The organism is Streptomyces sp. NPDC037288 (assembly GCF_055603265.1).
Genome location: NZ_JBVJVY010000005.1, coordinates 184,107 through 196,806, shown reverse-complemented (window position 1 = coordinate 196,806; position 12,700 = coordinate 184,107). Strand labels below are relative to the sequence as shown.

Genomic DNA, 12,700 nt, shown 5'->3' with positions numbered 1-12,700 from the left:
TGGCTCCCGCTGCCGCGCGCGGCCTCAGGCGTACGACCTCAGCCAGCGCACCTGCTCCACCTCGTGGAAGGGGCCACCGCCCTCGTGGTCGTTGAAGTCGTAGACCTCGATCGCCTTGTCCTCGTGCGCCCAGGCGTTGAACGCGGCGAACACCGTCGACGGCGGGCAGGTCTGGTCCTCCAGCGCCGCCGAGAACAGCGCCGGCGCCCGGCCCCGGGCCGCGAAGTGCACCGCGTCGAAGTAGGACAGCGTGCGCTGCACCTCCGCCGAGCGTCCGCGGTGCGTCTTGAGGAACAGGGCGATCTCGCGGTACGGGTGACGATCCGTCAGTACGGTCGCGCGCGGGAAGTCGCACAGGAACGGCACGTCCGGCGCGACCGCGACCAGGTCGGGGACCAGGCCGCCGACGGCCAGGCAGATGCCGCCGCCCTGGCTGGAGCCGAGCACCACGGTGCGCGCCGCGTCGGTCAGCGGGTGCGAGCGGGCCGCCTCCACGGCACGCACGGCGTCCGTGTACACCCGGCGGTAGTAGTAGTTCTCGGGCGCGTCGATGCCCCGCGTCATGAACCCGGGGTACGCCGGTGCCGCGCCCACCGGGTCCGCCGTGCCGCCCCCGGCACCCCAGGCGCTGCCCTGGCCGCGGGTGTCCATCACGAAGTGTGCCCGGCCCGTCGACGCCCACAGCAGGTTCTCGTGGGGCAGCCCGCGCCCCCCGCCGTAGCCGATGAACTCCACGACCAGCGGCAGGGGCTCACTCGCGCCGGCCGGCAGCCGCAGCCAGCCCTTGACCGGATGCCCGCCGAAGCCGGCGAACGTCACGTCGTACACCTCGACCGTCGACAGCCCGGTGTCCACCGGCTCGAAGCGGGCCTCCAGCTCGTGCTCGCGTGCCTCCTCGAGGGTCTTCTCCCAGAAGGCGTCGAAGTCCTCGGGCTCGGTGGACTCGCTGCGGTGCGTGCGCAGTTCATCGAGGGGAAGGTCGAACAGGGCCATCAACAACCGCCTTTGTGAAAGGAAACAGCGTCAGTTCACCGTACGTTGACGGTCGGAGGGTGACCAGTGGGTTTGCGCCCGCCCGGCGGCCGGATCGCCGTCATGCGGATCGCGGTCATGCCCGTGGCTGGGTCCACCTCGGGCCCGTGCGCGCCCACTCCCGCTCCCACTCCGCCAGCCGGTGGCGCAGGGCGATCCGGCGCTCGGCGGCGTATCCGAGGAGGACGACGGCCGCCGCGCCGCCCGCCGCGCACACGCCGACGGTCACCGAGTGCTGCCAGACCGCCGCGTCGTCGGCCGGCGGTGCGACATCGCGGCCACGGGCGTCGAACCACACGGCGACCGTGTCGCCGGTGCGGGTCCCCGCCGGCACCCGGGCCCACGCCGTCCGGGTCCCCCTGCCGGGCTCGGTCCAGCGGACCTCGGCGCGGTAGGGGTGCTCGCGGTCGCCCTGCACGGCGGACACCCGCACGGGCGGGTCGCCGATCACCAGCGCGCGCACCTGATGGCGTTCGGCCCGCTGGGCAGCGGCGAGCGTCCGGGCCTCGTCATGCGCGCGCAGGCCGGCGGCCGCGCCGGCCAGGGGTGCGACGACGAACAGCAGGACGGCGACGATCAGCACCGTCCACGCCTCCACGAGATCCGAGTGGCGCCGTAGCGGATTGCGCCGCCAGCGCCAGCCACGCACCCGGGTACGCATGTCCACCTCCTCGCACCGTCGGAGCCGGAGAGCCGACGAGCCGCTCACCGCGGCATGTCACCCCCGCCGCTCACGCACACGAGTGTCCACACCCGTCTCGTACCCCGTACGGAGCACCTCGCTCACGTTGCGAAGCGCGAGTTCGAGCCCGTCTGGAGCGCGGAACGCGCCATGCGCCCCACGATCACGCGACCGGCCGCGGTGCGCGCCCCGGGATCAGCCGAAGCGCTCGATACGGATCCGGCCCACCGGCTGGCCCGCCGCGACCAGCAGCCGGGAGGCGTGTTCGGCGAACCCGTTGGATCCGCACACATAGGCCTCCCACCCCCCGGGAGGCTGCTCGGACAGGAGCGGGGCCACATGGGCGGCCGCCATACGTCCCACGGGCACACCCTGCGGAGCGCTGCGGGTGAACACGGGCGTCGTCTCCGCGCCCAGCTCCGCGGCGTAGATCAGTTCCTCGGGGCTGCGCGCGGACACCAGCATGCGCAGCGGCAGGGCGAGGCCGCGCCGCCGGTGGTGCCGGACCATCGACATCAGCGGGACGATCCCGGAACCGGCGCCGATCAGCAGCGCGGGCCGGTCGCCCGGCCAGGCGAAGAACCCGCTCAGCGGCCCGCGCACCTCGATCGTGTCCCCGGGGCGGGCGACGGTGTGGAACCAGCCGGAGACCTCGCCGTCCGGCACGTGGTCCAGTGTCAGCTCGATGTGCCCGGAGTCGTCCGGCGCCGAGGCGATCGAGTAGTGGCGCTGCGCCACATAGCCGTCCGGCGCGGTCAGCCGCAGCATCAGATGCTGGCCGGGCACATGCCCCGCCCAGTCCGGCACCGCCAGCCGGAAGGTGGCCGCGTGCGGCGTCTCACGCCGGATCTCCGTCAGGGTGGCCGTCTGCCACACCGCCGCCACCCGCTCGCTCACGGCGATGCGGCCGGGAACCGCGAACTCCCCGGCGGGAACGTTCGAGCCGGGGTCGGGGGAGGCCCCGGCCGGGGGGTCCGGGTGCGTCGTCAGCGTCTCAGTCACCGGAGTAACGCTGCTCCTCCCAGGGGTTGCCGCGCTCGTGGTAGCCGTTCCGCTCCCAGAACCCGGGCTCGTCGTGGTCGAGGAGCGTGAGGCCCGCGATCCACTTGGCGCTCTTCCAGAAATAGAGGTGGGGCACCAGCAGCCGTGCCGGGCCGCCGTGCTCGGACGGCAGCGGCTCGCCGCCGTACTCCCAGACGATCCAGGCCCGCCCGCCGGTCAGGTCACCGAGTGGCAGGTTGGTGGTGTAGCCCGTGTGGGAGCGGGCGATCACATGGGTGGCCGACACATGGGGCCGCGCAACACTGAAGAACGCGTCCAGGGAGACACCGCCGAACCGCACGCCGAACTTCGACCAGCCCGTCACACAGTGGATGTCGCCGTCGTACTCCGAGGCCGGCAGCGCGTGCGCGGCGTCCCAGTCCCAGGTGTACGACCGCTCGACCAGTCCGTCGATGCGGAAGGTCCAGTCGGCCGGCGCGAGGTCGGGGGTGACCTCGGCGGACAGGACGGGCCAGTCCTCGCCCGCGTCGTACTGCCCGGGTGGCAGCCCCGGGTTGTGGACGCGCGGGCGGCCCGTGAAGCCTCGCGTGACGTTCATCCTTAAACCGTACGCTGTCGTTCAGGGTGCTCAGTTTCCTGGTCACGCCCCTGATCATTGCGCCCGGCCCAAGGCGTACGTCCACACGCGGCACGGCGGAGTGAACACGGGCGCGATCCGGCTGTACGAGTCCTTGGGCTTCCGGCTGCGGCGTCGTACGGCGTTCCTCGCGGCCCGCGCCCCGCAGCGGCCGGTGGACGACCGGGCCGCGGCAGCGGCACCTGTGGCGTGAGTGAGGGGGACAGCAGAGGGGTCAGGCGGGTCCGGTCTCGCGCGGACCCGCGTTGTACCGCTCCAGGTAGGCCGCGAAGCGCACCAGGTCCTCCTCCGGCCAGTTGGCGAGCCGCTCGCGGAACGCGGCGCGGCGGCTGCGGGTGACCTGGGCGAGGATCTCCCGGCCGGCCTGCGTCAGATGCAGCACCTGGACCCGGGCGTCCTCCGGGTCCGGGCGGCGCTCGATCAGCCCGGCCCGCTCCAGCGCGGTCACCTGGCGGCTGACCGTGGACTTGTCCAGGGCGTAGTGCGCCGCCAGGTCGGTCGCACGGCAGCCCGCCTGCTCCTCCAGGTGGCCGAGCAGGGTGTACGACACCAGCGACAGCTCCGGGTGCATACGGCCTGCCGAGGCGCGGGCCCGGCGGGCGAAGATGGTCATCTCGCGCTGGATCGTCTCGACGGCCGACTGCGCTGCGCTCACGGGAATACCTCCTCCGGCGTTCTAGTTGTATAGTACAACTTGAGCAGGAAGTTGTATAAGCCAACCTTTGGAGGTCGCCCGCGATGAGGTCACCGGCACTGCGCCACGTGCTGACGCACCTGATCACCCCGCTGCTGATGTGCATAGGCATGGGGCTCGCGTACATGGGGGCCTTCGTCACCCCCGAGCCGCACCACCTGCCCGTCGCCGTCGTCGGCACCGCCCCGCAGGCCAAGGTCTTCGCCCAGACCGTCAAGGACACCGCCGGGGACAAGCTCGACGTGCGCACGGTCGCCACCCGCGCCGACGCCGTCGACCTGCTGAAGTCCCGTGAGGTGACCGGCGCCTATGTGCCGAGTGCCGAGGTGCCCGAACTGCTGGTGGCGAGCGCCGCCTCCGACATGGGCGCGACCGCCGTCGAGAAGGTCTTCACGCCGGTCGCCGCCGGGAAGGGCGTGCCGCTGAAGGTCACCGACGTGGCCGAGCCGGTCGCCGACGACCCCACAGGCCAGGGACTGTTCTTCCTGCTGATCGCCCTCAGCATCGGCTCCTACGCCTCGGTCGCCGCCCTCGGTGCCGCCGGCGCGGGCCTGTCGATGCGGGTGCGGGCACTGCTCGCGCTCGGCGTCTCCGCCGTGGTCAGCGGCATCGGCGCGCTGCTCGCCGGACCGGTGTTCCACCTCGCGCACCACGACCTCGCCGGCGTGTGGGGCATGGCCTGGCTGTACTCGGCCGGCATCCTCTTCGTCGGCGTCGGCCTGCACACCTTCCTGAAGCGGTGGACGACGCTCACCATGATGGTGCTGTTCGTGATGCTCAACTTCACCAGCTCCGGCGGGTTGTTCCGCCCCGAGCTGCAGAACGGCTTCTTCGGCGCCCTGCACGCCTTCTGGAACGGTGCCGGCTTCGTCGAGGGCGTCCGCAGCCTGCTGTACTTCGGTGACGACGGTCTCTCGCGCAACCTGTGGACCCTCGTGCTCTGGCTGCTGGCGGGCCTGGTGGTGACCGGGGTCGCGGCCCTGTACGAGCGGCCCCGCAAGGCCCGGCACGCGGCCGGCCACGCCGGCGCCGCAACGGAGGCGGCGGCCACACCGGCCCTGGTGCCCGCCGAGCGCGAGGCGGAGCGGGCCGCCGAGGAAGAGGCCGAGGAGACGGTCGGCGTCTGAACCGGGCCGGCCAGGACAGGGAGCGCACGTCATCGCCGCGAGCGTAGCCGCCGCGCCAGTCGTTTTCGCCCGAACCGGGGGGCGCCCCTTGGGGTATGGTGGCTGTCCGGTCGCGGCGCTCGCGGCCCCGATCGCGAGGAGGTGGGACCCATCACCGCTGTGTCAGCCGGGGTGCTCTCTCCTCAGGACGACGCGGTGCACCGGCAGCGGTGACCGCGGGAGCGCCCTGAAGTTCTCGCGCTCCCGAAAGGCCCGTCGCCTCCATGCCATATGCGTCGCGTTCGACATCTTCGAAATCCTCGTCGTTCTCGTCGTCTTCCCGTTCCCTCACCGCCGTCGTCTCCGCGCTGCGCGCCGCCGGGTGTGTCTTCGCCGAGGACGAGGCGGACTTGATCCTCGCCACCGCCGGCACCGTGGACGAAATGTCCTCGATGGTGGACCGTCGTGTCGCCGGGCTCCCGCTGGAACAGGTCCTCGGCTGGGCCGAGTTCCGCGGGCTGCGCATCACCCTGGAGCCGGGGGTGTTCGTCCCCCGCCGCCGCACCGAGTTCCTGGTCGACCAGGCGCTGGCCCAGGCGTCGTACGCGAGCGTGGTCGTGGACCTGTGCTGCGGCTCGGGCGCGCTCGGCGCGGCCCTCGCCGCCGCCCTGGACGGTGCCGAGGTGCATGCCGCCGACATCGACCCCGCCGCCGTACGGTGTGCCCGCCGCAACCTCGCCGCCTTCGGCGGCCGGGTCCACACCGGCGACCTCTACGGCGCCCTGCCCGCCGCACTGCGCGGCCGTGTCGGCATCCTCACCGCCAACGTGCCCTATGTCCCCACCGCCGAACTGCCCCTGCTGCCTGCGGAGGCCCGCGACCACGAGCCGCGCGTCGCCCTGGACGGCGGTGCGGACGGCCTGGACGTGCTGCGGCGGGTGGCCGCCGGGGCGCCCGAGTGGCTCGCGCCGGGAGGCTGTCTGCTGACCGAGACCAGTGAACGGCAGGCGCCGGCAGCCGTCCGGGCCCTCACGGGCGCGGGCCTGACGTCCCGTCTGGCGGTGTCGGAGGAGCTGTCCGCGCACGTGGTGATCGGCGTACTGCCGTAACCGTCAGGGCAGTTCCTGCGCCCGGGCGATCAGCAGGGCGACGTCGTCGTGGTTGTCGGGGTGGTGCAGGGTCCGCAGCAGGAGGTCGCAGGTCTCCTCCAGCGGGCGGGCGGGGTCGTCGAGCAGGGACAGCAGGAAGTCCAGGCGTTCGTCCAGGGAGTGGCAGCGGGTCTCCACCAGCCCGTCGGTGTAGAACACCAGCTCGTCGCCCGGCTCGAAGTCGACCGTCACGGTGGAGAACTCGATCCCGCCGACCCCCAGTGGCACCCCGGTCGGCAGGTCGAGCAGTTCCGGCGGCCGGCCCGGGCGGACCCGGGCCGGCGGCAGATGGCCGGCGTTGGCGATCCGGCACTGTCGCAGGTGCGGATCGTGCACGGCGTACACGCAGGTTGCGATGGAGTGGTCCAGGGCCGACGTCGTCTTGTCCAGGTGCTCCAGCAGCAGCGCCGGGTCGAGGCCGAGGGCGGCCAGCGTGGTGGTCGCCGTGCGCAGCCGGCCCATGGTCGCGGCCGCGCTGATCCCGCTGCCCATCACGTCGCCCACCACGAGCGCCGTCTTGCCGCCCTCCAGCGGGATGACGTCGAACCAGTCGCCGCCGACCTCGCTGGTGGCCCCGGCGGGCTGGTAGCGGGAGGCCACCTCCAGGCCGGTCATGACCGGCGGATGGCCGGGCAGCAGGCTCCGCTGCAGGGTCAGGGCGGTGTTGCGGGCGCTCTGGTACCAGCGCGCGTTGTCGATCTGCACGGCCGCGCGGGCGGCCAGCTCCCGGGCGAGCAGCACGTCGTCCTCGTCGAAGGGCGCCGGATTGCTGGTGCGTTTGAGGTCGAGGGCACCGAGCACCTCGCCCCGCGCGATCAGGGGCACCGCTAGATACGAGTGCAGTCCCGCCCGGCCCAGCAGTTCGGCCGCCTCGGCGGAGCGGGCGATGCGCGGCAGGTCGTCGTCCTTCACGTGGGGCACCAGCACCGCCTCGCCCGAGCGCACGCACTCGGTGACGAGGCGGTCGGGTGCGTACCGGGCGATCCGGCCGGGCGGGTCGGCGGCCCGTACGGCGTCCGAGTCGTTCTGCGGGCGCACCGCCAGGGCCCGGATCACCGCCGCCTGCGACGGGCCGAGCGTGCTGCGCCGGCCCTCCACCACCGCGTCCAGCAGGTCCACGGCGGCCACGTCGGCCAGCTCCGGCACGGCGACGTCGGCCAGCTCACAGGCGGTGCGGTCCAGCTCCAGCGTCGTACCGATCCGGGCGGAGGCGTCGGCGACGACCGCGAGCCGGCGGCGGGCCGCCTCCGCCGCCAGCGAGGCCCGGTGCTGCTCGGTGATGTCGACCACCGAGACCGCGACACCGAGCACGTTGCCCATCGAGTCCTCGAGCCGGTACAGCGAGTGTGCCCAGGTGTGGTCCTGGTCCGGGTCGGCGGGGGTACGGCCGACCAGCGTGTTGTCGATCACGGGCACGCCGGTGTCCAGCACCTGCCGGGCGTCGGTCTCCACGGGCTCGGAGTTCAGCATGGGGAGCACTTCGCGCAGCGTGCGGCCCACGTGCTCGGCGGCCGGCACCCCGTTGATCTTCTCCAGGGCCGGGTTGACCGAGACGAACCGCAGCCGGGTGTCCAGGACGGCGTAGCCGATCGGTGACTGCTTCACCATCCGCTCGGACAGGGCCACGTCCTGCTCCAGCCGCCGCACGGTCGACTGGTCGGCGGCGAGTCCGAGCGCGTACACGTCACCGCGGTCGTCCAGCAGCCGCATGTTGCGGAACTCCACCAGGCGGGTGCTGCCGTCCTTGTGGCGGATCGGGAAGCCGCCGGCCCAGCTCTGCCCGGTGCGCATCACATCGGCGAAGAGCTTGCCGACCAGCTCGAAATGCCGTTCGTGGACCATGAGCCGGGCGGCGTACTGGCCGAGGGCCTCGCCGGCGCTGTACCCGAACAGCTCCTCCGCCTGCGGGCTCCACAGCACGATCCGCCCGGTGGTGTCCAGCACCACCGAGGCCACGCCCAGTACGTCGAGCAGACCGCCGGGACGCAACGGCCCGCGCACCGGCTCGCCGCCCTCCGTCACCGGAGCCTCGGCTGCACTCATGCCATGCACCGCCTTCGCCCGTTGGCACGGCACATCGTCCCCCGTGCCGACTCCCCTTGTTCCACCGCGCTCACACCCGACTCTCCGACGCCTTCGCCGGCTACGTCCACCATCTCTCACCCCAGCGGTGCACGTCCGCCGAAGCCGCCACGCCGGGGCGGGACTCGTCCCGGACATCGTGCACGCCGGTGCGGCGGGCCGGGAGAGTTCACGCTCATGTTGCTTCATTGGCCTGTACATGACCATCGCGCCACGCCAGACTGTCCGCCGTCCGAGTGTCTCCCGCCCGTCCGCCCTGCCCCTGCCCCTGCCCGCGCCCCGTGTTCCCATCCCCCGTCCGAGGAGTCGGCCATGCCCGCGTCCGCCCGGCAACGTTGTCACGCAGTTCTCGCCGGACTCGTCACCTTCGCCACCGCCGCCGTCGTGTCGCTCGCCGCACCCGGGCCCGCCGCCGCGGCCGACACCTGGACCGAGACCGGTTCCGACCGCGCCGACCCGCTGACCGAGAGCCAGGGGCTGGCCTCCGTCGAGATCCCGGCGAACAGCCCCAACCGGTACACGGGCATCGGGACGATCCCGCTCGGTGTCTCCAGCCGCGGCTGGAACCACGTCGGCGACCCGGACGCCTCGTACAACGGCTACTACATCGAGCCCTATCAGCGGGACTCCGGCAACTCGAAGATGTACCGCGTGCAGGCGCCCGACGGCACCTGGTCGGAGTACGTCCACACGCTGAGCCCCGGCGAGGCCCTGAACAACTCCTGGGACGCCGTCTCGCCCGACGGCCAGTGGATGCTCTCGGGCGAGTGGGGCACGATGAACCGCCTGCTGGTCTTCCCGACCCCCGGCGTCAACCCGGCCACCTCCCCCTCCGCGAACCTCCCGCAGGCCGCGACGGTCCACCTGGACCACGCCGTCCGCGACGTCCAGGGCTGCGACTTCTCCGCCCCCACCACCCTGCTGTGCTCCTCCGACGACCCGGACGGCAGCCTCTTCGGCCTCACCAAGCCGCTGCTCCGGATCGACCTGTCTGCCCCGCCCGGCGGCTCCTCGGACGTCACCGGCCATGTCACCGCCCTGCGCCGGCTGCCGCTGCGCAGCTCCTGCTCGGGGTCCTTCGAGGTGGAGGGCATCGACTACGACCGCCGCACCGGCATCCTGCGCGTGATCGTCGTGTCGCCCGGCTTCTGCGTGCTGACGGACAGCAAGACGTACAAGTTCTCGCGCGGCTGAGCCCACCTGGGGTGTGCGGACCGGCCGGTGGTGCTTTCCTGAGGATGGACGCGGTTCGGCGGGGTACCCCGTTCCACTGCAGCGCGGCCACGAAGGGAGCGATCAATGGCACACACGGAGCGGTCGCATCCGGAAACCGTCACGGTGGAGATCAGCGGTGACAAGGAGGACGCCCGCCTCGTCTTCGACGCGCTGGGCTCCTGCTTCGCGTCCGACCGGGGCGCGGACGAGATCCCTCAGCAGCTCCACGAGGTCCGGCCGATGGTGTGGCTCGGCACCTACGACGTCGCGGACGCCCGTGGCCAGGGCTGCGAGCCGGTCCACCTCGGCGCGTCCGTCCAGGCGGACGTCCAGGGCGGCTACTGGGCCGTGGACCGGTTCCGGCACACCCTGGACTCGATGTTCACCGTCGAGGAGACCTGCACGGCCTCCGGCGACCAGGAGAGGGATCTGCATCTGCGGCTGCAGAGCCGCTGACCCCCCCTTCTCGCTACCGCAGCGCCCCGTCCGGCTCCGCGCCGGCCGGGGCGTACTGCGCCTTGCCGTCGCCGAAGGACCAGTCCACGCACGTGTTCTCGGTGACGGTGACGACGACGTTGCGCGGCTCGGTTCCGGTGCGCTCGTGCACCAGCCCGGCGATCCTCCGGTACAGCGCGCGCTTCAGCTCCGGGGGCCGCCCCGAGCGCATGGTGATCGCCACGAACACCACCGAGCCGTCCTTGCGCAGGCCCAGGTGGTCGCCGTAGCGCAGCGTGCTGGTGACGCCGTCGTGGCCGGTCAGCACCTGGAAGCGGTCCTCGGGCGGGACGCCGAGCGTCTCCACGAGGGCGTCGTGGACGGCCTGGCCGAGCGCGTCGAGCCGGGCGGGGTCGGTGCCGAGCGCGTCTATCCGGACGAAGGGCATGGCGAAGCGTCCTTTCGGGGCGGGTGTGGGTCTCTCCCGAGTCTCTTCCCGAGTCGTGTACATACTAGTAGGTACAGAGTGGCTGGTGTCACGTCGGCCCGGTTGTGCAACTAGTTGCATAAAACCTCGGGTGTCCTCTACAACAAGAGGCGACGACACCGCGCACGGAGGGCCCGATGAGCCGTTACCCGCACCTGATGACCCCGCTCGACCTGGGCTTCACCACCCTGCCCAACCGCGTGCTCATGGGCTCCATGCACGTCGGCCTGGAAGAGGCCGAGCGCGGCTTCGAGCGCATGGCGGCGTTCTACGCGGCCCGCGCCCGCGGCGGGGTCGGCCTCATCGTCACCGGCGGCATCGCACCCAACGACGAAGGCCGCCCGTACGAGGGCGGCGCCAAGCTCACCACCGAGGCGGAGGCCGAGCAGCACAGGGCCGTCACCGAGGCCGTGCACCGCGAGGGCGGCCGGATCGCGCTGCAGATCCTGCACTTCGGCCGGTACGCCTACCACCAGGACCTCGTCGCGCCCAGCCCGCTGCAGGCGCCGATCAGCCCGTTCGTGCCGCGCGAGATGACCGACGCCGACGTCGAGCGCACCATCGACGACTACGCCCGCGCCGCCCGCCTCGCCCGGCAGGCCGGCTACGACGGCGTGGAGATCATGGGCTCCGAGGGCTACCTCATCAACGAGTTCATCGCCGCGCAGACCAACCGGCGCACCGACCGCTGGGGTGGCTCCTACGAGAACCGGATGCGCTTCCCCGTCGAGATCGTCAAGCGGGTGCGCGAGACCGTCGGCGAGGACTTCATCGTCATCTACCGCCTCTCCATGCTGGACCTGGTCCCGGGCGGCTCCTCCCTGGACGAGGTGATCACCCTCGGCAAGGCGGTCGAGGCCGCCGGGGCGACGATCATCAACACCGGCATCGGCTGGCACGAGGCCCGCATCCCGACCATCGCCACCTCCGTGCCGCGCGGCGCCTACACCTGGGTCACCAAGAAGCTCATGGGCGAGGTGTCCGTGCCCCTGGTGACCACCAACCGCATCAACACCCCGGACGTCGCCGAGGAGTTGCTGTCCGGTGGCTACGCGGACATGGTGTCGATGGCCCGCCCGATGCTGGCCGACCCCGACTTCGTCGCCAAGGCCGCCGCCGGGACACCGGAGGCGATCAACACCTGCATCGGCTGCAACCAGGCCTGCCTCGACCACACCTTCAGCGGGAAGATCACCTCCTGCCTGGTCAACCCGCGCGCCTGCCACGAGACGGAGCTGGTGCTCGCCCCGACCCGGCTGAAGAAGCGCGTTGCCGTCGTCGGCGCCGGCCCGGCCGGACTCGCCTGCGCCGTCTCCGCCGCCGAACGGGGCCACGCGGTCACCCTGTTCGACGCCGCGGGCGAGATCGGCGGCCAGCTCAACGTCGCCCGCAAGGTCCCCGGCAAGCAGGAGTTCGACGAGACGCTGCGCTACTTCCGCCACCAGCTCGACGCGCACGGGGTCGACGTACGCCTCGACACCTGGGTCACCGCCGAGACCGTGGCCGGCTACGACGAGGTCGTCGTCGCCACCGGCGTCACCCCGCGCACCCCGGACATCCCCGGTGTCGACCACCCCCGCGTCCTCGGCTACCTCGAGGTGCTCCGCGGCGGTGCTCCCGTCGGCGACCGCGTCGCGATCCTCGGGGCGGGCGGCATCGGTTTCGACGTCGCCGAGTACCTCACCGACGGCGGCGACAAGGCGAGCGAGGACCCCGAGACCTACTTCCGGAACTGGGGCGTCGACATGGACTACCAGACACCGGGCGGCCTCGCGGCCCCCCAGCGGCCGGCCCCGCCCCGCCAGGTCCACCTGCTGCAGCGCAAGACGACCAAGGTCGGCGCCGGCCTCGGCAAGACCACCGGCTGGATCCACCGCACCGAGCTGAAGCACCGCGGCGTGACCATGGTCCCGGGCGTGCGCTACGACCGGATCGACGACGCGGGCCTGCACATCACCGTCGGCGACGAGAGCACGGTCCTGGAGGTCGACACGGTCGTCCTGTGCACCGGCCAGGAGCCGCGCCGAGACCTGTACGAGGAGCTGTCCGCCGCCGGGCGCAGCGTCCATCTGATCGGCGGCGCGGACGTCGCGGCCGAACTGGACGCCAAGCGGGCCATCAAGCAGGGGACGGAGCTGGCGGCGGCCCTGTAGGCCGCCCGGAACACGTCCCTAGGATGA

General features: G+C 72.4%; 13 protein-coding genes. 6 read left to right on the top strand and 7 right to left on the bottom strand.

Annotated features, from left to right (window positions below):
• Window positions 1–24 precede the first annotated feature (24 nt).
• The 4 genes from ACZ7GZ_RS08345 to ACZ7GZ_RS08330 form a co-directional block, all read right to left on the bottom strand.
• The gene (locus ACZ7GZ_RS08345) at window positions 25–993 is read right to left on the bottom strand and encodes an acetylxylan esterase (protein WP_471022055.1); all 969 of its coding nucleotides are present in this window, start codon (window positions 991–993) and stop codon (window positions 25–27) included.
• A gap of 115 nt (window positions 994–1,108) precedes the next feature.
• Window positions 1,109–1,693 (bottom strand): Rv1733c family protein, encoded by a 585-nt coding sequence (locus ACZ7GZ_RS08340; RefSeq protein WP_471022053.1) that lies wholly within the window; start codon window positions 1,691–1,693, stop codon window positions 1,109–1,111.
• A gap of 216 nt (window positions 1,694–1,909) precedes the next feature.
• Window positions 1,910–2,617 (bottom strand): ferredoxin reductase, encoded by a 708-nt coding sequence (locus ACZ7GZ_RS08335; protein WP_471022226.1) that lies wholly within the window; start codon window positions 2,615–2,617, stop codon window positions 1,910–1,912.
• A gap of 91 nt (window positions 2,618–2,708) precedes the next feature.
• A complete protein-coding gene (locus tag ACZ7GZ_RS08330) occupies window positions 2,709–3,314 on the bottom strand; it encodes a sulfite oxidase-like oxidoreductase (protein ID WP_471022052.1) in 606 nt (201 codons plus the stop codon).
• Between the two features lie 100 nt (window positions 3,315–3,414).
• On the opposite strand from ACZ7GZ_RS08330, the gene ACZ7GZ_RS08325 reads away from it, so the two are divergent.
• Window positions 3,415–3,546 carry a hypothetical protein gene (locus tag ACZ7GZ_RS08325; protein WP_471022050.1) on the top strand — a complete coding sequence of 44 codons (132 nt, stop codon included), beginning with the start codon at window positions 3,415–3,417 and terminating at the stop codon, window positions 3,544–3,546.
• A 21-nt stretch (window positions 3,547–3,567) separates the two neighbouring features.
• On the opposite strand, the gene ACZ7GZ_RS08320 is transcribed toward ACZ7GZ_RS08325, so the two are convergent.
• A complete protein-coding gene (locus tag ACZ7GZ_RS08320; protein ID WP_471022224.1) occupies window positions 3,568–3,966 on the bottom strand; it encodes a MarR family winged helix-turn-helix transcriptional regulator in 399 nt (132 codons plus the stop codon).
• Window positions 3,967–4,091: 125 nt separating this feature from the next.
• On the opposite strand from ACZ7GZ_RS08320, the gene ACZ7GZ_RS08315 reads away from it, so the two are divergent.
• A complete protein-coding gene (locus tag ACZ7GZ_RS08315) occupies window positions 4,092–5,174 on the top strand; it encodes an ABC-2 transporter permease (RefSeq protein WP_471022049.1) in 1,083 nt (360 codons plus the stop codon).
• Window positions 5,175–5,437: 263 nt separating this feature from the next.
• Complete coding sequence (locus tag ACZ7GZ_RS08310; RefSeq protein WP_471022047.1) at window positions 5,438–6,262, top strand: putative protein N(5)-glutamine methyltransferase; 825 nt, start codon at window positions 5,438–5,440, stop codon at window positions 6,260–6,262.
• A 3-nt stretch (window positions 6,263–6,265) separates the two neighbouring features.
• On the opposite strand, the gene ACZ7GZ_RS08305 is transcribed toward ACZ7GZ_RS08310, so the two are convergent.
• On the bottom strand, window positions 6,266–8,344 hold the full coding sequence (locus tag ACZ7GZ_RS08305; RefSeq protein WP_471022046.1) for a SpoIIE family protein phosphatase: 2,079 nt from the start codon (window positions 8,342–8,344) through the stop codon (window positions 6,266–6,268).
• A gap of 351 nt (window positions 8,345–8,695) precedes the next feature.
• On the opposite strand from ACZ7GZ_RS08305, the gene ACZ7GZ_RS08300 reads away from it, so the two are divergent.
• Window positions 8,696–9,577 (top strand): hypothetical protein, encoded by an 882-nt coding sequence (locus ACZ7GZ_RS08300; protein ID WP_471022044.1) that lies wholly within the window; start codon window positions 8,696–8,698, stop codon window positions 9,575–9,577.
• 105 nt (window positions 9,578–9,682) lie between these two features.
• The gene (locus tag ACZ7GZ_RS08295; RefSeq protein WP_471022043.1) at window positions 9,683–10,054 is read left to right on the top strand and encodes a hypothetical protein; all 372 of its coding nucleotides are present in this window, start codon (window positions 9,683–9,685) and stop codon (window positions 10,052–10,054) included.
• A gap of 13 nt (window positions 10,055–10,067) precedes the next feature.
• On the opposite strand, the gene ACZ7GZ_RS08290 is transcribed toward ACZ7GZ_RS08295, so the two are convergent.
• Window positions 10,068–10,481 carry a tautomerase family protein gene (locus ACZ7GZ_RS08290; RefSeq protein ID WP_471022041.1) on the bottom strand — a complete coding sequence of 138 codons (414 nt, stop codon included), beginning with the start codon at window positions 10,479–10,481 and terminating at the stop codon, window positions 10,068–10,070.
• Between the two features lie 176 nt (window positions 10,482–10,657).
• On the opposite strand from ACZ7GZ_RS08290, the gene ACZ7GZ_RS08285 reads away from it, so the two are divergent.
• Complete coding sequence (locus tag ACZ7GZ_RS08285; RefSeq protein ID WP_471022040.1) at window positions 10,658–12,673, top strand: oxidoreductase; 2,016 nt, start codon at window positions 10,658–10,660, stop codon at window positions 12,671–12,673.
• Window positions 12,674–12,700: the final 27 nt, after the last annotated feature.